20 protein-coding genes are annotated in these 20,296 nt (G+C 74.5%); 14 read left to right on the top strand and 6 right to left on the bottom strand.

Annotated elements, in window-relative coordinates; genetic code table 11:
- Positions 1–455: 455 nt before the first annotated feature.
- Positions 456–1,208, bottom strand: a complete 753-nt coding sequence (gene yaaA, locus EV383_RS08015; protein ID WP_130289318.1) for a peroxide stress protein YaaA — start codon at positions 1,206–1,208, stop codon at positions 456–458.
- A 333-nt stretch (positions 1,209–1,541) separates the two neighbouring features.
- On the opposite strand from yaaA, the gene EV383_RS08020 reads away from it, so the two are divergent.
- On the top strand, positions 1,542–2,852 hold the full coding sequence (locus tag EV383_RS08020; protein WP_130289319.1) for a bifunctional o-acetylhomoserine/o-acetylserine sulfhydrylase: 1,311 nt from the start codon (positions 1,542–1,544) through the stop codon (positions 2,850–2,852).
- A gap of 46 nt (positions 2,853–2,898) precedes the next feature.
- Entirely contained in the window at positions 2,899–4,044 is a 1,146-nt protein-coding gene (gene metX / locus EV383_RS08025; RefSeq protein WP_207223465.1) for a homoserine O-acetyltransferase MetX, read from the top strand.
- 126 nt (positions 4,045–4,170) lie between these two features.
- Here metX and EV383_RS08030 read toward each other — a convergent pair whose 3' ends face one another.
- Positions 4,171–4,605 (bottom strand): PPOX class F420-dependent oxidoreductase, encoded by a 435-nt coding sequence (locus tag EV383_RS08030; protein WP_130289320.1) that lies wholly within the window; start codon positions 4,603–4,605, stop codon positions 4,171–4,173.
- A gap of 124 nt (positions 4,606–4,729) precedes the next feature.
- On the opposite strand from EV383_RS08030, the gene EV383_RS08035 reads away from it, so the two are divergent.
- From EV383_RS08035 to EV383_RS08045, 3 genes are all read left to right on the top strand, one after another.
- Complete coding sequence (locus EV383_RS08035) at positions 4,730–5,872, top strand: acyltransferase family protein (protein WP_165438273.1); 1,143 nt, start codon at positions 4,730–4,732, stop codon at positions 5,870–5,872.
- Positions 5,873–5,943: 71 nt separating this feature from the next.
- Positions 5,944–7,689, top strand: coding sequence for a proline--tRNA ligase (locus tag EV383_RS08040; RefSeq protein WP_130289322.1), 1,746 nt, complete (start codon positions 5,944–5,946; stop codon positions 7,687–7,689).
- A 125-nt stretch (positions 7,690–7,814) separates the two neighbouring features.
- The gene (locus EV383_RS08045; RefSeq protein WP_130289323.1) at positions 7,815–8,624 is read left to right on the top strand and encodes an intradiol ring-cleavage dioxygenase; all 810 of its coding nucleotides are present in this window, start codon (positions 7,815–7,817) and stop codon (positions 8,622–8,624) included.
- A gap of 21 nt (positions 8,625–8,645) precedes the next feature.
- Here EV383_RS08045 and EV383_RS08050 read toward each other — a convergent pair whose 3' ends face one another.
- Both EV383_RS08050 and EV383_RS08055 read right to left on the bottom strand, forming a co-directional pair.
- Positions 8,646–9,398, bottom strand: a complete 753-nt coding sequence (locus EV383_RS08050; RefSeq protein WP_130289324.1) for a hypothetical protein — start codon at positions 9,396–9,398, stop codon at positions 8,646–8,648.
- 54 nt (positions 9,399–9,452) lie between these two features.
- Positions 9,453–9,878: a secondary thiamine-phosphate synthase enzyme YjbQ gene (locus tag EV383_RS08055; protein ID WP_130289325.1), complete on the bottom strand. Its 426-nt coding sequence runs from the start codon at positions 9,876–9,878 to the stop codon at positions 9,453–9,455.
- A gap of 36 nt (positions 9,879–9,914) precedes the next feature.
- Here EV383_RS08055 and EV383_RS08060 point away from each other — a divergent pair, with 36 nt between their 5' ends.
- Complete coding sequence (locus tag EV383_RS08060; protein ID WP_130289326.1) at positions 9,915–10,946, top strand: aminotransferase class V-fold PLP-dependent enzyme; 1,032 nt, start codon at positions 9,915–9,917, stop codon at positions 10,944–10,946.
- Between the two features lie 30 nt (positions 10,947–10,976).
- Here the strand turns inward: EV383_RS08060 and EV383_RS08065 are convergent, their stop codons facing one another.
- Both EV383_RS08065 and EV383_RS08070 read right to left on the bottom strand, forming a co-directional pair.
- Complete coding sequence (locus EV383_RS08065; protein WP_130289327.1) at positions 10,977–11,453, bottom strand: ferritin-like domain-containing protein; 477 nt, start codon at positions 11,451–11,453, stop codon at positions 10,977–10,979.
- Positions 11,450–11,935, bottom strand: coding sequence for a hypothetical protein (locus EV383_RS08070; RefSeq protein ID WP_130289328.1), 486 nt, complete (start codon positions 11,933–11,935; stop codon positions 11,450–11,452). Before EV383_RS08070 ends, EV383_RS08065 begins: the two co-directional genes overlap by 4 nt.
- A 263-nt stretch (positions 11,936–12,198) precedes the next feature.
- On the opposite strand from EV383_RS08070, the gene rimP reads away from it, so the two are divergent.
- The 8 genes from rimP to EV383_RS08110 all read left to right on the top strand — a co-directional run bounded on the left by rimP (position 12,199) and on the right by EV383_RS08110 (position 20,293).
- Positions 12,199–12,765, top strand: a complete 567-nt coding sequence (gene rimP / locus EV383_RS08075) for a ribosome maturation factor RimP (RefSeq protein ID WP_130289329.1) — start codon at positions 12,199–12,201, stop codon at positions 12,763–12,765.
- Positions 12,762–13,916, top strand: a complete 1,155-nt coding sequence (gene nusA / locus EV383_RS08080; RefSeq protein WP_130289330.1) for a transcription termination factor NusA — start codon at positions 12,762–12,764, stop codon at positions 13,914–13,916. The genes rimP and nusA overlap by 4 nt, the downstream gene beginning before the upstream one ends.
- Positions 13,917–14,041: 125 nt before the next feature.
- Positions 14,042–14,278 (top strand): YlxR family protein, encoded by a 237-nt coding sequence (locus tag EV383_RS08085; RefSeq protein ID WP_242622963.1) that lies wholly within the window; start codon positions 14,042–14,044, stop codon positions 14,276–14,278.
- A 176-nt stretch (positions 14,279–14,454) separates the two neighbouring features.
- Entirely contained in the window at positions 14,455–17,592 is a 3,138-nt protein-coding gene (gene infB, locus EV383_RS08090; protein WP_130289332.1) for a translation initiation factor IF-2, read from the top strand.
- A 78-nt stretch (positions 17,593–17,670) separates the two neighbouring features.
- Complete coding sequence (locus EV383_RS08095) at positions 17,671–17,964, top strand: DUF503 domain-containing protein (protein WP_130289333.1); 294 nt, start codon at positions 17,671–17,673, stop codon at positions 17,962–17,964.
- 103 nt (positions 17,965–18,067) lie between these two features.
- Positions 18,068–18,511: a 30S ribosome-binding factor RbfA gene (rbfA, locus tag EV383_RS08100; RefSeq protein WP_130289334.1), complete on the top strand. Its 444-nt coding sequence runs from the start codon at positions 18,068–18,070 to the stop codon at positions 18,509–18,511.
- Positions 18,511–19,557: a DHH family phosphoesterase gene (locus EV383_RS08105; RefSeq protein ID WP_130289335.1), complete on the top strand. Its 1,047-nt coding sequence runs from the start codon at positions 18,511–18,513 to the stop codon at positions 19,555–19,557. The genes rbfA and EV383_RS08105 overlap by 1 nt, the downstream gene beginning before the upstream one ends.
- A gap of 190 nt (positions 19,558–19,747) precedes the next feature.
- Complete coding sequence (locus EV383_RS08110) at positions 19,748–20,293, top strand: class I SAM-dependent methyltransferase (protein WP_242623422.1); 546 nt, start codon at positions 19,748–19,750, stop codon at positions 20,291–20,293.
- Positions 20,294–20,296: the final 3 nt, after the last annotated feature.

A 20,296-nucleotide genomic window follows, 5' to 3' on the forward strand; every position in this document is an offset into this window, starting at 1 on the left:
GCCCGGCGGACTGACAGGGCCGGGCTCCCGCGATCACTCTACCGCCCGGCCCCGTCTCTCCGGGCACCTACGGGGCGGGGCCCGCCCGTTCACGGAGATCGTCGGGCGACGCCTCCCGCGCCTCGTCGTCGTCGGGCGGCCACGTCGCGCGGAACCACTCCCCGTGACGACGGACGTCGCGAGGAGGGCGGTCCGGCCCCTGCAGACGGCCGATGACGTCCACGACCTGCGGAAGGTCGATCGGCGCGGCTCGGCCGCGGTGCGCCGGCAGGTCGTGGGCGGGCGGGGGACGCCGTGCGCGAGCCCGGCGCCGACCGGCCCGCCGGGAGCATCGGCGACCCGGTGCCGGAGATCACACGGCGACGCACCGCACGAACCGCACCCCTGCCGTCGATCCGCACCCGCTGCGGGACGTGCACACCGCCGGCGGGGGTGCGGATCCGGCGGGAGACCCGTCAGGCGGGTAGGACCAGGTCGAGGTGACCCGGTTCCGGACGCTCGACGGTCAGACCCGCGCGGCGGGCGATGCGGGCCACGGCGGCGGCGTCGGACGGCTCGGCGCGCGAGGTCGCGAGCAGGCGCGCCAGCCCGCCCTTGTGGGACTTGTTGTGGTGGCTGACCACCGAGCGGCTGCCGTCCGGGCGTTCGGCGAGCACGTTGACCGTCACCGCACCCGGCACCCGCCCGAGCGCGGCGTACCCGCCGGAGCGCAGGTCCACGACGAGCTCGCCCCCGGCGATCCGGGCCAGCAGCGGGTCGAGCACCGGGCGCCAGCGCGAGGCCAGGGTCCCCGAGCCGGGGAGCTTCGAGCCCGCGGAGAGGCGGTAGGCCGGGATCGGGTCGTCGGCGCGCACCAGGCCGAACAGCGCCGAGCCGACGGCCAGGCGCGAGCGGGCGCGCGAGGAGACGGCCCTGCTGAACGACCGGGCGTCGAGGGCGTCGTAGAGCACGCCGGTGTAGCGGTCCAGGGCCGGCATCGTCGGGGAGTCGTACAGCTGCGCGTTGCGTGCGATCTCGTCGTCCTGCCGCTCGGAGACGTCGAGCGCGGCGCGGCTGGCGGGGAGGTCGGCGGCGAGCTTCACGACCTCGCCGACCAGCTCCGAGCGCACCTCACCGAGCTCGGCGTGGTGCGCGATGTCCGGCAGGTGCAGCGGCGGGCCGTCGCCCCCGACGCGTTTGGTCTCCGAGGGCGGCAGCAGCACGAGCACGTGCAGCAGGCTAATCGCCGCGGGCGGGGGCGGATCACCGCGGGCGAGCCCGGCGGACGGATCCGATGTGGATCACCCGGCGGGGGAGGTGGGGCCGTTGTGCCCGGGTCGGCGGATCGCTACGGTCCACGCGTGACCTGGCTCGTGGTGCGACGACACGTCGACCTCATGCGGATCACGAGCGCGACCTGTCGCCCTTCCGGCTGACCCTCCGCGCACGTCTCCGGGCCCGCCGCGCACCCGTCGTGGCCGCCCGTTCCTCCGCACTCTGTGATCCGTCCGCCGTGGCTTCGGCGGACCCGCCTCCCGACCGTATCGAGGAGTTCTCCCGTCATGACCGAGCCCGACCCCACCGCCAACTGGTCGTTCGAGACCAAGCAGGTCCACGCCGGTGCCGCCCCGGACCCGACCACCAACGCCCGGGCCACCCCGATCTACCAGACGACGTCCTACGTCTTCCGCGACACCGACCACGCCGCGAACCTGTTCGGTCTGGCCGAGTTCGGCAACATCTACAGCCGGATCATGAACCCGACGCAGGACGTGCTCGAGCAGCGCGTCGCCGCGCTCGAGGGTGGCGCCGCGGCGCTCGCGGTGGCCTCCGGGCAGGCCGCGCAGCACCTCGCGATCCAGAACATCGCCGAGGTCGGCGACCACATCGTCTCCAGCGCGTCGCTCTACGGCGGCACCTACAACCAGTTCCACTACACGTTCCCGAAGCTCGGGATCGAGGTCACGTTCGTCGACGACCCCGACAACCTCGACGAGTGGCGCGCGGCGATCCGCCCGAACACCAAGGCTCTCTACGGCGAGACGCTGGGCAACCCGCGCGGCAACGTCCTCGACATCGCCGGTGTCGCCGGTGTCGCCCACGAGGCCGGCGTGCCCCTGATCGTCGACAACACCGTCCCGACCCCGTACCTGGTGCGCCCGATCGAGCACGGTGCCGACATCGTCGTCGAGTCGCTGACCAAGTTCCTCGGTGGCCACGGCACGTCGGTCGGCGGCATCATCGTCGACTCCGGGAAGTTCGACTGGGTCGCCCACAAGGACAAGTTCCCGGGCCTGACCTCGCCGGACCCCAGCTACCACGGTGCGGTCTTCACCGACGCGGTCGGCCCGATCGCCTACATCATCAAGGCCCGGGTGCAGCTGCTGCGCGACCTCGGCCCGGCGATCTCCCCGCAGAACGCGTTCCTGATCATCCAGGGGATCGAGACACTGTCGCTGCGGATGGACCGGCACAACCAGAACGCCCAGGCCCTGGCCGAGTGGCTGGAGGGGCGCGACGAGGTGGAGAAGGTCCACTACGCCGGCCTGCCGTCGAGCCCGTGGAACGCGGCGCAGAAGAAGTACCTGCCCAAGGGCGGCGGCGCGATCGTGGCGTTCGAGCTGCAGGGCGGCATCGAGGCGGGCAAGAAGTTCGTCAACGCGCTCGAGCTGCACAGCCACCTCGCCAACATCGGCGACGTGCGCAGCCTGGTGATCCACCCGGCCAGCACCACGCACAGCCAGCTCTCCGCCGAGGAGCAGGTGGCCAGTGGCGTCACGCCGGGCCTGGTGCGCCTGTCGGTCGGCCTCGAGGGGATCGAGGACCTCAAGGCGGACCTGGACACCGGTTTCCGCGCGGCCAAGGGCGCGTGATCCGCCGCCTGCGCGGCGCGTCCACGGGCGTGATCTCCTTCTGACCGTGAATTCCGTTCCGCTCCCTCCCGCCAGCGGTGCCTGGCGGGAGGGTGACGACCCCGGCCGCCGGCAGTTCCTCGACCTCCCCTCCGCGTTGAAGTTGGAGGCGGGCGGGGAGCTGCCGGAGGTGCGGCTGTCCTACGAGACGTGGGGCACGCTCGCGCCGGACCGCTCGAACGCGGTCCTGGTGCTGCACGCGCTCACCGGCGACCCGCACCTGGAGGGTCCCGCCGGGCCCGGCCATCCCACGCCCGGATGGTGGCCCGGCCTGATCGGGCCCGGGCAGCCGCTGGACCCGGAACGCTGGTTCGTGGTGTCGCCCAACGCGATCGGCGGGTGTCAGGGCAGCACCGGGCCGTCGTCGGCGTCGCCGGACGGGCGCCCGTGGGGAAGCCGGTTCCCGCTGGTCACGCCGCGCGACACGGTCGCCGCCGAACGGTTCCTGGCCGACGCACTGGGGATCGAGCGCTGGGCCTGCGTCGTCGGTGGGTCGATGGGGGCGATGCGCTCCCTGGAGTGGGCCGCGACCGAGCCGGACCGTGTGCAGCGGCTGTTCCTGCTCGCCGGGCCGGCCGCGTCGTCGGCCGACCAGATCGGCTGGGCCTCGCCGCAGATCGAGGCCATCCGGTCCGACCCGAACTTCCACGGCGGCGACTACTACGACCGCGGCCCGGGTGAGGGCCCGTACCGGGGCCTCGGCGTCGCGCGTCGGATCGCACACCTGAGCTACCGCTCCGGCTACGAGCTGGCCACCCGGTTCGGCCGGGACCCGCAGGAGGGCGAGGACCCCTTCGACGGTGGCCGCTACGCCGTCGAGTCCTACCTGGACCACCACGCGGCGAAGCTCGTGCGCCGGTTCGACGCGAACTCCTACGTCACGCTCACCCGGCTGATGAACGCCCACGACGTCGGACGCGGCCGCGGCGGGACGGAGGCCGGTCTGGCCCGGGTCAGCGCCCGGACCTACGTCGCCGGCGTCACCTCCGACCGGCTCTACCCGCTCGCCGAGCAGGCCGAGCTGGCCGAGGGCATCCCGGGCGCGGCCGACCTGAAGATCATCGACTCGCCGTACGGCCACGACGGCTTCCTGATCGAGACCCCGGAGGTCGCCCGCATGCTGACCAACCTCCTGGCCGAGCCTGCGACCTGACCCGCGACCCACGTCGGCGCGCACCGGAGACGGCGACGCGCAGCGAGCCCGTGGGCGCGCCCCTCGCGGAGCGCGCGTCGACGTGCCGGGTGCGCGTCGGCCTCGACGGCGCGCGCCGGGGGTCGCTCAGCGGATGCGGGCTCCGTAGACGTGGCTGACGCGCATCGTCATCAGGACGCGGCGGTCGGCGACCATCGTGGCGCGGTACTCGTCCCAGTCCGGGTGCTCGCCGGCGGCGGCGCGGTAGTAGGCGACGAGGGCGTCGACCTCGGGGCCGTCCGGGTCGGTACCCGGGCCGACGAGCTCGGCGGTGCCCTCCGCGGTGGCCCACGCCCAGCCGTCGGAGCTGGTGACCTCCAGGGTGGCGCGCGGGTCGCGGCGCAGGTTCGCCGTCTTCGCCCGGCCCTCGGTCATCGACACGTGGACGACGCCGGCGTCGCGGTCGTAGAACGGGGTGATCGGGGAGAGCTGCGGCCGTCCGTCGGCCTTGATCGTGGCCAGGACGCCGAGCCGGGACTCGGCGATCAGCGCGTGCAGGTCGATGGGTGTGTCGGCGCTCATACCCGGCTCAACCCGGGCCGTCGTGCCGGCATTCCGGGCGGACGTCGGGGATCGCGTGCTCAGCGTGCTCACAGGGCCGGAGCACTACGGTCACGCAAACCCGGACCCCGACGTCGGAGCACCCATGGCGCGCCACCGAGCTGCACCGGATCGCCGCACGCAGGCCGATCCGGCCACCACGACCGGCGCCGTCCCGTCACCGCGCCGGGCCCCCGACGACGACTCCCGCACCGCGTGGGTGGATGCCGCGAAGGGTCTGTGCATCGCGCTGGTGGTGCTGCACCACGTGGTGATGTTCCTGAAACCGCACGGCCTGGTGCCGGCGCCGCTGGACCTGCTGAACACGGCGCTGGCCTCGCTGCGGATGCCGCTGTTCTTCCTGGCCTCCGGGCTGTTCCTCGCCTCCGCGCTGGACCGGCCCTGGCGGGTGATGGCGCACCGGCGGGTCGCGCTGTTCGCCTGGCTGTACCTGCTCTGGACGACGGCGCAGTTCGCGCTGTTCGCCGTGCTGCCCACGGGTACCGCCCCGGCGACGGCCACCCAGAGCGCGACCGGTCTGCTGCTCAGCCCGGTGGTTCCGGCTCCGTCGCTGTGGTTCCTCTACGCGCTCGCGGTGTTCTCCCTGGCCGCGCGGCTGCTGCGCCGGGTTCCCGCCGCGGTCCTGCTCGTGGTGACGGCCGTGTCGAGTGCCTTCGTCGGCGCCGGGACGGTCGAGATCGGCTCGTTCGGCTGGGAGTTCATGGCCCGCTACGCCTTCTTCTTCGTGCTCGGCTGGCACGGCCGCCGTCTCGTCGGACGCCTGGCCTCCGCGACGTCGCCGCCGAGGGTGCTCGCGGGCGGTCTGCTCGCCGGTGCGGCGGCCGCGGCGGCGGTGCTGCTCGGGGTCCGGGACGTACCGGGCGTCGCGTTCGCGCTGAACCTCCTCGCCGTCGGCGTGGGGGTACTGCTCGCGGCCGAGATCGTCCGATGGCGGGCCGGCCGGGTCGTGGTCGCGCTGGGACGGGCGACGTTGCCGATCTACCTCACGAACGTGCTCGTGATCGGCGGTCTGACCGCCCTGACGGCCGTTCTGACGGCCGGGTGGCCGCTTCCCGCGGTGGCGCAGTACGCGGTGGTCGGGCTGGTCGCCGCGGTCACCGTCGTGGCGACGCTGGGGGTGCACCGGCTGCTGCTCGCGGCCCGGTGCGGGTGGCTCTACGACCTACCCGGGCGATGGGCCGTCCGGTCCGGTCACGGCGGTCCCGCGCGCCCGGCGCCCCGGGCCTGACGACGCCGGACGCCGGGCCCGGGGGAGAACCGGGCGGAAACGGGTGGGACGTCGTCGCTACCCTTCGTCGGGTGTTGACCCGGATGTCGTCGCTGTTCCTTCGCACCCTGCGCGAGGACCCGGCCGACGCGGAAGTGCCCAGCCACAGGCTGCTGGTCCGCGCCGGCTACGTCCGACGCGTGGCCCCGGGCGTCTACTCCTGGCTGCCGCTCGGTCTCAAGGTGCTCCGCCGCATCGAGAACATCGTGCGCGAGGAGATGGACGCCATGGGCGGCCAGGAGATCCAGTTCCCGGCGCTGCTGCCGCGCGAGCCCTACGAGGCGACGAACCGGTGGACCGAGTACGGGCCGAACCTGTTCCGCCTGAAGGACCGCAAGGGCGCCGACTACCTGCTCGGGCCCACCCACGAGGAGCTGTTCACGCTCACCGTCAAGGGCGAGTACTCCTCGTACAAGGACTACCCGGCGGTGCTCTACCAGATCCAGAACAAGTACCGCGACGAGGAGCGTCCCCGCGCGGGCATCCTGCGCGGGCGCGAGTTCCTGATGAAGGACTCCTACTCGTTCGACCTCACCGACGAGGGCCTGGCCGAGTCCTACCGCAAGCACCGCGACACCTACCAGCGGATCTTCACCCGGCTCGGGCTGCGGTACGTGATCGTCGCGGCGACGTCCGGGGCGATGGGCGGGTCGGCGTCGGAGGAGTTCCTGGCCGAATCCGAGACCGGCGAGGACACGTTCGTCCGCGGCCCCGGCGGCTACGCGGCGAACGTCGAGGCCGTGACGACGCCCGCGCCACCCGCCCGGTCGCTCGACGGCCTCCCGGCCGCGCAGGTGCACCACACGCCCGACACCCCCACCATCGACTCGCTGGTGGCGTTCCTCAACGGCGCGGGCCTCGACCGCGAGTTCACCGCGGCCGACACGCTGAAGAACGTGCTGCTCAAGACCCGGCAGCCCGGCGCGAAGGAATGGGAGCTGCTCGGGGTCGGCGTGCCCGGCGACCGCGAGGTCGACATGAAGCGCCTCGAGGCGTCGCTGGAGCCGGCCGAGGTCGCGCTGCTGGAGGACTCCGACTTCGCGAGGAACGCGTTCCTGACCAAGGGCTACATCGGGCCGGGCGCGCTGGCCGCGAACGGCGTCCGGTACCTGGTCGACCCGCGGATCGTCACCGGCACCGCGTGGGTGACCGGTGCGGACAAGGCCGACCACCACGTCGTCGACCTCGTCGCGGGCCGCGACTTCACCCCGGACGGCACGATCGAGGCCGCCGAGGTCCGCGCCGGCGACCCGTCCCCGGACGGCACCGGCGTGCTGGAGGCCGCGCGCGGCATCGAGATCGGGCACATCTTCCAGCTCGGCCGCAAGTACGCCGACGCGTTCTCCCTCGACGCGCTCGGGCCCGACTCCAAGCCGGTCCGGATCACGATGGGCTCCTACGGCATCGGCGTCTCGCGCCTGGTCGCGGCGATCGCCGAGCAGAGCCACGACGACTCGGGCCTGCTGTGGCCGCGCAGCGTCGCGCCGTTCGACGTGCACGTCGTGGTGGCCGGCAAGACCGAGGAGCTCCTCGCCGGTGGCGAGGCGATGGCCGCCGAGCTCGAGGCCCAGGGTCTCTCGGTCGTGCTCGACGACCGCAAGGCCTCGCCCGGGGTGAAGTTCGCCGACGCCGAGCTGATCGGCGTGCCGACGATCGTCGTCGTCGGGCGCGGGCTGGTGAACGGTGTCGTCGAGCTCAAGGACCGGGCCTCCGGCGAACGCGTCGAGATCGCCCGCGACACCGCCGCCACCCACGTCGCGGGCATCGTCCGGGGCTGAGGCGTCGAGGGGGGCGCGCACACAGCCGGCACACAGGTCGCTCCCAGCCGGGGGAGAGGGACGGACCGGACACTGGTGACGAGGCCGGAGGAGACCGGCCCCCACCACCACACCGGGAGCGACCTGTGAGCACGGACGACCACGACGACTTCGGCGGCATCTCCCGGGATCTGCCCCGGCTGATCGGACGGCGTGCGCTGCTCGGGCTGTTCGCCGGCGCCGGCGCGATCGCGCTGGCCGGATGCGCCTCCGCCGGTGGCCCCGGCGGTGGGCCCGGCGGCGGCCCCGGCGGGGCCCCGCCCGCCCAGAAGGCGACCGCGGCCGGGGAGATCCCGGAGGAGACCGGCGGCCCCTACCCGGGCGACGGCTCGAACGGCCCCAACGTCCTCGACGACGCCGGCGTCGTGCGCCGCGACATCCGGTCCAGCTTCGGCACCTCGACGACGACGGCCGCCGGCGTCCCGCTGACGATCGCGCTGACCGTCACCGACGGCGGGACGCCGATGGCCGGCGCCGCGGTCTACCTGTGGCACTGCGACCGCGACGGGAAGTACTCGCTCTACTCCGAGGGCATCGAGAACGAGAACTACCTGCGCGGCGTCCAGGTCGCCGACGCGGCCGGGAAGCTGAGCTTCACCTCGATCTACCCGGCCTGCTACGACGGGCGCTGGCCGCACATCCACTTCGAGGTCTACTCCTCGCAGGCCGACGCGACGTCGTCGGGCAACGCGGTGCGCACGACCCAGCTCGCGCTGCCGCAGGACGCCTGCACTGCCGTCTACGCCACCCCGGGTTACGAGCGGAGCGTCGCCAACCTGGCGAAGGTGTCCCTGGACTCGGACAACGTGTTCGGCGACGGCCACGAGCTGCAGGTCGCCACCGTGACCGGCAGCGCCGCGGCGGGCTACACCGCGTCCCTGGCCGTCCCGGTCTGACCGGACGGGTCCGGCTCGGCCTCAGGAACCGGCGGCCTCGGCCGTGGAGGCGATCCCGATCAGCACGTCGCGGGTGAGCGGCTCCGGGCCGGCCGGTCCGCCGCGGGTGTCGCCGCCGATCACCAGCAGCGCCGCCCCGGTGGAGCCGTCGGCGGCGGTGACCCGCGGCTCGGCGACGACCAGCACGGTCGCCTCCGTCGCCCGGCAGCCACCGAAGCCGTCGGTCCGCACGGTCGCCTCCACCTGGGTCCCGCCGCCGTCGCGCGGCGTGGGCGGCCCGACCGCGACCTGCGGGGCGGCGCCGGCGTAGAGCGCCTCCCCGGCGCCGCGGGCGAACGCGCCCGCGGCCTGCTCCACCGACACCCCGGTGGGCACCGCGACCTGCGCGCCGGCCACCGTGCCGCGGGTGAACGACCCGTCCCGGCACGGGTAGTCCGAGGCCTGCGCGACGGGGACGAACGGGATCCCGTAGACCGTCACCGGGGCCGCGCCCGGCGGTGCCGGGGTCCAGCCGTCCGGCACGGTGAGCGTGTACGCGGCGGAGGAGACCCGCCGACCGGCCTCCGGGTCGCCGACGGCCTGGCGGTACCCGGCGTAGCCGACGCCGGCCAGCAGCACGACCGCCACCATGACCGCCAACGTGAGGTAGCGCCCCCGCGACGGGCGCGGCGCCCGCCCGGGACTGCGCAGCGCCGGCGGGCGCGGTGCGGCCTGCCGGGTGCCCCGCGCGACGGCCGGACGGCCGAGCGGGGACGGCTGGTTGCCCACAGTCACCCGGGGAGGGTAACCGCGGGATCCGTCCAGGTCAGCGCGGCGGTGGGAACTCGCTCAGACGGTGTCGGTGAGTAACGACAGGCGTACCGACCGCACCGGATTGTCGATGTTCGTGTCCACCAGACAGATCGACTGCCACGTCCCCAGGGCCGGGCGGCCGTCGATCACCGGGATCGACACCGACGGCGGCACGATCGCGGGCAGCACGTGGTCGCGCCCGTGGCCGGGGCTGCCGTGGCGGTGGCGCCACCGGTCGTCGCCGGGCAGCAGCTCGCGCAGCGCGGCGAGCAGGTCGGTGTCGCTGCCGGCGCCGGTCTCGATCACCGCGACGCCGGCCGTGGCGTGCGGGACGAACACGTTCAGCAGACCCTCTGCGGGGGCGTCCCCGCCGAGCCCGGCCAGGAACGTCTCCACCTCCGACGTCAGGTCGACGACGGTCTCGCGGTCACCGGTCCGGATCTCGATCAGCTCGCTGTGCACACCGACGACTGTAGGGCCGCGGCTACGGTCGGGCACGTGCGCGCCTTCGGTCAGGACTTCGCCGACACATCCGGCTACCTCAACACCGCCAGCGTCGGGCTCCCGCCGGCGTTCGTCGCCGACGCGGTGGCGGTCGCGGTGCGGGACTGGGCCTCCGGCGCGGCGCGGCCGCCGGACTTCGACCCGGCGGTGGACGCCGCCCGGCACGGGTTCGCCGCGCTGACCGGGACCGACCCGGCGGACGTCGCCCTCGGGTCGACGGTCTCGGCGATGGTCGGCCTGCTCGCGGCGAGCGTCCTGGACGGGACGCGGGTGCTCGTCGCGGCCGGGGAGTTCTCCAGCGTGACGCGCCCGTTCGCGGTGCAGGGCCGCGGCGTCACCGTCACCGAGGTGCCGCTCGACGAGCTCGGTGCGCACGCGGGCGCCCACGACGTCGTGGCGGTGTCGGTGGTGCAGTCCGCCGACGGCCGGATCGCCGACCTGGCGGCGCTGCGCGCGGCACGGGCCTCGGGCACCCGGGTCGTGCTCGACGTGACCCAGGCGGCGGGCTGGCTGGCCCTGGACCTCGGGTGGGCGGACGCCGTCGTCGGTGCCTGCTACAAGTGGCTGCTCAGCCCGCGCGGGGCGTCCTGGATGGCGCTCGACCCGTCGTGGGTCCCGGTGCCGCACTCGGCGAGCTGGTACGGCACCCGCGACCGGTGGGCCGACGGGCTCTACCGCCCCGACCCGGTACCGGCGCCGGGCGCGCACGGCCTGGACGTCTCTCCGGACTGGCTGTCGCAGGCCGGGGCCGGGGTCGCGCTGCCGTGGCTCGCCGGGCTCGACGCCGGGGCCGTTCAGGCGCACTGCACCGGGCTCGCGGACGCACTGTGCGCGCGCCTCGACCTGCCGCCCGCCGGCTCGGCGATCGTCTCCGTGCCCTGGGACGGTGCGGCGGAGCGGCTGACCGCGGCCGGTCTGGCCGTGGCGTCGCGGGCCGGTGCGGCGCGGCTGTCGTTCCACCTGGCCACCACCCCGGACGACGTCGACCGGGCCGTCACGGCACTGACCGGCCCCGACCCGCGCTGATCCGCGCCCGGGGACCGGGGTGTAGAGGGTTCAGCCGCGCCCGGGGAAGACCGGGATCACCGGGGCGCGGTCGGTGACCGCCCGCCAGAACGCGATCCGCCCGGTGGAATCGACCATCGCCTTCAGCCCCGCCGCGCGCAGCTGCGGAACCGTCGAGCGCTCCAGCACCGAGCGCCAGGCCGCGGTCGTGTCGGTCTCGGCGGCCACCAGCAGCGCACCGGCCGAGTTCGCGTCGACGACCGGCTGCGGCGGGGTGTAGGCCGGCTGCGCCGACACCGGGCGCTTGCCCAGGGTCGACAGCGTCTGGGTGACCTGGGCGCGCAGCGTCTTGTGTGCCTCGATGTCGGCGCGGGCGCGGGTCGCCCAGTCCACCGGGACGAACGCCAGCGCCAGCGAGTAGGCCCACAGCGCGGCGTGCTCGCTGGCCAGCGCGCGCTGCAGGGCCTCCACCGCGACGTCGTCGAACGGCGACTCGCCGTCGTCCTCCTGCGTGGGGCGCCGGGTCATGCGAGCACCACCCCGTAGGTCGTGCAGCAGGCGGCGATCTCGGCCAGCAGGCCCACCTGCGTGGCCGGGGCCTGCGGCACCGCGTCGGACGCCGCGCGGGCCGAGGAGACGACGGCGTCGCGGACCCGCGCGACGTCGGCGGTGTCCGGGGCGGGCGGCGTCACGGCGGAGGCGGCGGTGCGCCCGCCCGCGGTGTCCAGCGCGGCGGCGTGGTCGATCCGGGCCGCGCGCAGCGGCTCGAGGCGCTCGGCCAGGGCCGGGTCCGCGGTGACCGCGGCGACGACCAGCGCCGCGTCCGCGCGGGCCTGGTCGGCCAGGGCGAGCAGCGTCCGCGAGTCGTCGGCGTCGGTGCCCGAGCCGCTGGTGCAGGCGGTCAGCACGGGCGGTGCCACGGCGGCCGCGGCACACCAGGTCAGCATCCGGCGCCGCGTGATCCCGGCGGACGCCGGCACGTCGCACACGTCGCGCATCCGGTCCCTCACGAGCCGTCATCCTGCCAGCCGGTCGGGGGACCGGGACGCCGGGTGAGGGAGCGCGGGGCCCGCTCCGCGGTCCGGCGTCGCGCCGGTGCCGCTCCCCGCACACCCGGTACCCGTGGACGGGCGCGGGCCCGCTCCGGGCGGTGGAGCGACGCGATACCCTGAACGGCCCGTCGTGAGATCGCCACCGTCGTCTCGGTGCGCCCGCGGCGGGCCGTCGTGTGCGCCGGTCCCGGCGCGAGGCCAGATCTACGAGGAGTGACCCGATGCGCAGTCCCGGCCCCGACCAGCTCGGGGGAGCGCTGCGTGACCTGCTGGAGCCGGTGGTGTCCGGCGCCGGCTTCGAGATCGACGACATCGACGTCCGCACCGCCGGCCGGCGGCACGCGGTGAAGGTCGTGGTCGACCGTCCGGAGAGCGACGGTGACGACGACGGCGTCGGGCTGGACGCGATCGCCGGCCTCAGCCGCGCCGCGGCCGAGACGCTCGACGCCCACGAGCACCTGATCGAGGGCTCCTACACCCTCGAGGTGACGTCCCCGGGCGTCGACCGCCCGCTGACCCGCCCGCGGCACTGGCGCCGTGCCCGGCTGCGGCTGGCCGCGATCCGGCTGCGCGGCGGCGAGGAGATCGAGGCGCGGATCGGGACGGCCGGGGAGAACGGCGTCCAGGTCGCCGTCACCGGCAAGAAGCCCGCCCTGCGCGAGCTGACCTACGCCGAGGTCGAACACGCCCAGGTCCAGGTGGAGTTCCGCCCGCCCCCCAAGGCCGAGGTCGCCCTGCTGGATCCCACACGGCCCGATCCCACCGACACCTCCGAGGAGGGCTCATGAACGTCGACATCCCCGCGCTCCGGACCATCGAGCGGGACAAGGACATCCCCTTCGAGACGGTGCTGGAGGCGATCGAGACCGCGCTGATCACCGCCTACCGCCACACCGACGGCCACCACGACGACGCCCGCGTCGACATCGACCGCAAGACCGGCCTGGTCCGGGTGATGGTCCGTGAGGCCGACGAGAACGGCACCCCCGGCCCGGAGTGGGACGACACCCCCGACGGCTTCGGGCGGATCGCCGCCACGACCGCGCGCCAGGTGATCGTGCAGCGGCTGCGCGACGCCGAGCACGAGCGCACCTACGGCGAGTTCTCCACCAAGGAGGGCGAGGTCATCGCCGGGATGGTGCAGCGCGACGCGCGCGCCAACGCCCGCGGCGTCGTCGTCGTGTCGCTGGGCGGCGACACCGAGGGCGTGCTGCCGGCCGCCGAGCAGGTGCCGGGGGAGACCTACCGGCACGGCGAGCGGCTGCGCTGCTACGTGATCGGGGTCAACCGCGGCCAGCGCGGCACCCAGATCACGCTCTCGCGCACGCACCCCAACCTGGTGCGCAAGCTGTTCGCACTCGAGGTGCCCGAGCTCGTCGACGGCTCGGTGGAGATCGTCTCGGTGGCCCGCGAGGCCGGGTTCCGCTCCAAGATCGCGGTCCGATCGCTGCGCACCGGGCTCAACGCCAAGGGCGCCTGCATCGGCCCGATGGGCCAGCGCGTGCGCGGCGTGATGAGCGAGCTGCTCGGTGAGAAGATCGACATCATCGACTGGTCCGAGGACCCCGGCACGTTCGTCGGCAACGCGCTCTCGCCGTCGAAGGTCGTGTCGGTGACCGTGCTCGACGAGCGCGCGCGGGTCGCCCGGGTCGTGGTGCCGGACTTCCAGCTGTCGCTGGCCATCGGCAAGGAGGGCCAGAACGCCCGCCTGGCCGCCCGCCTGACCGGCTGGAAGATCGACATCCGCAGCGACGCCGACCCCCGCGGGCTGCGCGACGACGCCGAGCCCGCCGACGACGAGACCGTCCCGGCCGCGTTCGCCCGCCCGTCCGACGCCGACGGCGCCGGTTCGGAGACCGACGGTGACGAGATCGCCGGCGTCGCCACCGACGCGATCGCCGGTGGCGCCCGTCCGGGTGGGACGGGGACGCTCGACTGAACGGCCCTGCGCTACACTCGGACGTGGCCCGCCGTCGGCGGCCGGAACCCGTACGCCCCGGATCGACCCCGATCCGGACGTGTGTGGGGTGCCGGACACGAGAGCAGGCCACCGATCTGCTGCGAGTGGTCGCGGTCAACGGACGTGTCGTCCCGGATCCGCGCCGCCGCCTCCCCGGTCGAGGTGCCTGGCTGCATCCTCTGCCGGGGTGCCTCGATCGGGCCGAACGACGCCACGCGTTCCCCCGGGCACTCCGTGTCCCGGGACCTCTGGACGCCGGCGAGGTTCGGGCCCGGCTGCAGGGAGGGACCGGCCCCGTCGACGACGGGAGCGGCGACCCACCCCGGAACGGATCGGTGTGAGCACCAACCTGAGCCAGACCCCCAGGGGCGCGGGAGAATCCCGGCCCGACATCGCAGAAAGCACGGTCGACCCGTCATGAGCCAGCTGTGAAGATCGCACCATGAACGTGCTTCGACACTAGGTTCGAGGTCGTGCGGACATGCCGCCCGGCCTCCGGTGAACAACAAGGAGAGCAGTGGCAGGCAAGGCCCGCGTGCATGAGCTCGCGAAAGAGCTCGGCGTCAGCAGTAAGCAGGTCCTGAACAAGCTTCAGGACCTCGGGGAGTACGTGAAGTCCCCCTCCTCCACCGTCGAGGCCCCGGTCGCGCGCAAGCTGCGCGACGCCATGGCCGACGGTGGGTCCCCGGCCGGCGGCCAGCGCCGCAGCGCACCCGGTGGCGGTCGTCCGCGCGCCGGTGCCGGCCCCACCCCCGGTGCCCGTCCCGGACCGACCGGTGGCAGCGGCGCCCCGTCGCCGTCCCGTCCGTCCGCGCCGACGCCCGGCCCGACCCCCGGCCCGTCCGGCGGGATCCCCAAGCCCGGCCCGGCCGTGAAGCCGACGCCGCCGCCCGCGGCCCGTCCGCAGGCACCGGCCGCCTCGGCGCCCGCCGCTCCGGCGGCGCCCGCGGCTCCGGCGCAGGAGACCCCGGCGCGTCCGGCCCAGGACCGTCCGACGCAGGACCGTCCGACGCAGGACCGTCCGGCGCAGGACCGTCCGACACCGGGCGCCACGCCCGGTCCGCGTCCGGGCCCCCGTCCCGGCCCGGCCCAGCAGCCGGCCGCGGAGGCCGCACCGGCGGCTCCGGCCGCTCCGCAGACCCCGGCGCGCGACGAGCGTCCGCGCCAGCAGCGGCCGTCCGGCGGCACCGAGTCCGCTCCGGCGGCCCGGGGCCCGAAGCCCGGTCCGCGGGCACCGCGGGTCGGCAACAACCCGTTCGGCGTGGGCCAGGGCGCCCCGCCACGCCCGTCCGCGCCGCGTCCCGGTCCGCCCGCTGCCCCGCAGCAGGGTGGAGCCGCGGCGGCGCAGGCCGGTCCGCAGACCGGCCAGGGTGGCCGTGGAGACGGTCAGGGCGGCGGCGCCGCTCCGGCCGGTCCGCGTCCGGCCGCCCGTCCCGGTGGTGAGGCCGGTCGCGGTGGCCCGCGTCCGCCGACCCCGGGCAACATGCCCCCGCGTCCGAACCCGGGCATGATGCCCGCGCGTCCGGCCGCAGGGCGTCCCGGCCCCGGTGGCCGTGGCGGTCCCGGTGGCGCCCGTGGCGGCCCCGGCGGAGGCCGTGGTGGCCCCGGTGGCGGTCGTCCCGGTGGCGGTGGCGGCGGTTTCCGTCCCGGTGGCGGTGGCCCCGGTGCCGGCGCTCCGGCCGGTGGTGGCTTCCGCGGTCGCCCCGGTGGTGGCGGTGCGCGTGGCCGCGGCGGTGCCGCGGGTGCGTTCGGCCGTCCCGGCGGACCGGCTCGCAAGGGCCGCAAGTCGAAGCGTCAGAAGCGCCAGGAGTACGACGCGATGCAGGCGCCGTCGGTCGGCGGCGTCCGCCTTCCGAAGGGCTCCGGCGAGACGATCCGTCTCCCGCGTGGTGCCTCGCTGACCGACTTCGCCGACAAGATCAACGCCAACCCGGCCTCGCTGGTCCAGGTGCTCTTCCACCTGGGCGAGATGATCACGGCCACGGCGTCGGTCTCGGACGAGATCCTCGAGCTGCTCGGCCAGGAGATGAACTACCAGATCCAGGTCGTCAGCCCGGAGGAGGAGGACCGCGAGCTGCTCGGGTCCTTCGACATCTCCTTCGGTGAGAACCACGGTGGCGAGGAGGACCTCGCGGCCCGCCCGCCGGTGGTGACCGTCATGGGTCACGTCGACCACGGTAAGACGCGCCTGCTGGACACGGTCCGGAAGGCGAACGTCCGCGAGTCCGAGTCCGGCGGCATCACCCAGCACATCGGCGCCTACCAGGTGCCGGCGGAGCTGGAGGGTGAGGAGCGCCTGATCACGTTCATCGACACCCCGGGTCACGAGGCGTTCACCGCCATGCGTGCCCGCGGTGCCAAGTCGACCGACATCGCGATCATCGTGGTCGCGGCGGACGACGGCGTGATGCCGCAGACGGTGGAGGCGATCAACCACGCCCAGGCGGCCGACGTGCCGATCGTGGTCGCGGTGAACAAGATCGACGTCGAGGGTGCGAACCCGGCCAAGGTGCGCCAGCAGCTGACCGAGTACAACCTGGTCGCCGAGGAGTACGGCGGCGACACGATGTTCGTCGACATCTCCGCGAAGCAGGGGACGAACATCGAGTCCCTGCTCGAGGCCGTCCTGCTCACCGCGGACGCGGCTCTGGACCTGCGGGCCAACCCCGACATGGAGGCCCAGGGCGTCGCGATCGAGGCCCACCTGGACCGCGGTCGCGGCCCGGTGGCCACGGTGCTGGTGCAGCGCGGAACGCTGCACGTCGGCGACTCGATCGTCGCCGGCGACGCCTCCGGGCGTGTGCGGCGGATGCTCGACGAGCACGGTGCCGACATCACCGCGGCGACGCCGTCGCGGCCGGTGCAGGTCATCGGGTTCACCTCGGTGCCCGGCGCGGGCGACACGTTCCTCGTCGTCGACGAGGACCGGGTGGCGCGTCAGATCGCCGACCGCCGCCGTGCCCGCGAACGCAACGCCGAGCTGGCGAGCCGCCGCAAGCGCGTCTCCCTCGAGGACCTCGACGCGGCCCTCAAGGAGACCAACACGCTCAACCTGATCATCAAGGGTGACAACTCGGGAACCGTCGAGGCTCTCGAGGACGCCCTGATCAAGCTGGACGTGGGCGACGAGGTCGAGCTGCGGGTCATCCACCGCGGCGTCGGCGGGATCACCGAGGGCGACATCAACCTCGCCATCGCGGACAACGTCATCGTCATGGGCTTCAACGTCCGTGCCGAGGGCAAGGCCACCGAGCTGGCCAACCGCGAGGGCGTCGAGATCCGCTACTACTCGGTGATCTACCAGGCGATCGACGAGATCGAGCAGGCCCTCAAGGGCATGCTCAAGCCGGAGTACGAGGAGGTCGAGCTCGGCCGCGCCGAGGTCCGCGACGTCTTCAAGTCCTCGAAGTTCGGCACGATCGCCGGTTGCCTCGTGATGGGCGGGGAGATCCGCCGCAACGCCCGCGGGCGTCTGATGCGGGACTCCACGGTCATCCAGGACAACCTGCCGATCAGCTCGCTGCGCCGCTTCAAGGACGACGTGGTCGAGGTCCGCGAGGGCTACGAGTGCGGTCTGACGCTCGGCAGCTACTCCGACATCAAGGTCGGCGACGTCATCGAGACGTTCGAGATGCGCGAGAAGCCGCGCGCCTGATCAGGACGCGGTAGATCGACACACAGCGGGGGCGGCCCCACCGGCCGCCCCCGCTGTCGTGTCAGGGAGGACGGACCCGTGTACGTCGGTGCACTGGAGTGCGACGTCCTGCTCGGCGACGTCCGGTCGTTGAAGCAGAAGCGGTCGCTGGTGCGGCCGGTACTGGCCGAGCTGCGCCGGTTCGAGGTCGCGGCGGCCGAGGCCGGGCACCTGGACCTGCACCGCCGCGCACTGCTCGGTGTGAGCTGCGTGGCCGCCGACGCCGCGCACGTACGGGCGGTGCTGGAGCGCTGCGAGCGTCTGGTGGCGGCCCGCCCGGAGCTGGAGCTGCTCTCGGTGCGGCACCGGCTGCTGGGCCCCGAGGACGAGTAGCGGGCCGCGACCCGCTTGTCGGCACCTCGTAGACTCGACCGGTCGTCACCGGTCGAGACTCCACTCTCACCGTGCAGGTTTCTCTCGGAGAGGTTCACGCGACATGGTCGACCACGCACGCGCACGCAAGCTGTCGAAGCGGATCTCGCAGATCGTCGCCGAGGCCCTCGAGCACGAGGTGAAGGACCCGCGCCTGTCGATGGTGACGATCACCGACACCCGGGTCACCGGTGACCTGCGGGAGGCGACCGTCTACTACACGGTGATGGGCGCCTCGGTGGACTCCCCGCCGGACACCCAGGGGGTGGCGGCCGCGCTGGCCAGCGCCACCGGGGTGCTGCGCAGCCGGGTCGGTCAGCAGACCGGCGTCCGGCACACGCCGAGCCTGACGTTCTTCCTCGACGAGGTGCCCGACGAGGCCCGCCGGATGGAGGAGCTCCTCGCCCGCACCCGGGCCTCCGACGCCGAGGTCGCGCGCCTGGCCGCGGGCGCGTCCCCGGCCGGTGATCCGGACCCGTACCGCGCCCCGCGCGACGACGAGGAGTGATGGCCCCGGGCCCGGTACCGGCCACACCGCCCGGGCACCGCGACGTCCCACCCGGCCCGGTCGACGCCGACGGCGTGGCCGAGCTGCTCCGTGGCGCGTCCGGGGTGCTCGTGCTCGGGCACATCCGCCCGGACGCCGACGCGATGGGCAGCGCCGTCGCGCTGGCCACCGCCGTCCGCCGGTCCGGGGTGCCCGCCGTGGTGTCGTTCGGCGGCCCGGACCCGGTGCCGGAGACGCTGCGGACGCTTGACCCGGACGGACTGGTCGTCGAGCCGGACGAGGTCCCGCAGCGCCCGGACGTGCTCGTCTGCTGCGACGTGTCGTCACCCCCGAGGCTCGGCTCGCTGACCCCGCTGCTGGACGCGGCGCGGGTGTCGCTGGTCGTCGACCACCACGCGTCGTACACCGGGTTCGGGACGCACCACCTGGTGGAGCCGCAGACGCCGGCCACGGTGATGCTCGTCCGCCGGATCGTCGCCGCGCTCGGCGTCGAGGTGGACCTGACGCTCGCCCGCGCGCTGTTCGCCGGGCTCTACACCGACACCGGGGGGTTCCGCTTCGGGGGCGCGGACGCGCTGCGCCTCGGGGCGGAGCTCGTCGACGCGGGGGTGGAGCCGCGGGAGCTGATGCGCGAGCTGTCCGGGGCGTCGTCGTTCGCATGGCTGGCCGCGCTGGCCACGATCCTGGCCGGGGCACGGCGGGAGCCGGACGCGGTCGGTGGCGCGGGTCTGGTCTGGGCCAGTGTGGACGCCGCGACGGTGGACCGGTTCCGGTCCGAGGTGGCCTCGGTGTCCGGGCACCTGATGGCCACCGCCGGCGACGGGGTGGCCGCGCTGATCAGCGAGATCTCGCCGGGGGAGTGGTCGACGTCGTTGCGCGGCACCGGCGTGCCGGACCTGTCGGCGGTGGCCACCCGTCTCGGCGGGGGCGGGCACCCGGGGGCGGCCGGGGTGGAGCGCCCGGGGCCCGTCTCCGACGTGCTGGACGCCCTGCGCACCGAGCTCGCCGCGCAGGTCGACATCGAGAACGCTCGCGCCGCAGGGTGAGCCGTACCGGGGTGAGCCGGGCCACCTCCCGCCGTCCGGGACGGACCGGACCGAGCGATACCGGCGTCCGGCCCGTAGCGTGATGCGCGATCCGGGAGGTGAAGCGGTGGCGTCCGAATCCGCACGGGCCGCGGGTACCGACTATCCATGGCGTGAGTTCCTCGCGGCGTGGGTGCGCAACCCCGCCCGCATGGGGGCGGTGGCCCCCAGCTCGCCGTGGCTCTCGGCCCGGCTCGCGATGGTGGCACCCACGCAGGGCAGCCCGGTCGTCGTCGAGCTCGGCCCCGGCACCGGCGCCGTCAGCGAGCTGGTGTCGCGCCGTCTCCCGGAGTCCGCGCGGCACCTCGCCGTGGAGCTGGACCCGGCGATGGCCCGCTACCTCGCGACCGCGCACCCCGGCGTCGAGGTGATCAACGGCGACGCCGCCAAGCTCGGCGCGCTCCTGGCCGAGCGGGACGTGCGATCCGTCGACGCCGTGATCAGCGGCCTGCCCTGGTCGCTGTTCGACCGGGAGACCCAGCGCGCGATCCTCGGGCAGGTGGTGACCGCGATCGGCGAGACCGGCGTGTTCGCCACGTTCGCCTACCCCGGTGGCATGCCGCTGCCGTCGGCCCGGCGGTTCCGGGCGACGCTGCACGAGACGTTCGACGAGGTCGTCGTCACCCGCACGGTGTGGCGCAACCTGCCGCCCGCGTTCTGCTACCTGTGCCGGCGTCCGAAGGTCGCCGGGATCTGAGCC

Origin of the sequence: Pseudonocardia sediminis, from assembly GCF_004217185.1 — a bacterium.
Classification (GTDB): domain Bacteria; phylum Actinomycetota; class Actinomycetes; order Mycobacteriales; family Pseudonocardiaceae; genus Pseudonocardia; species Pseudonocardia sediminis.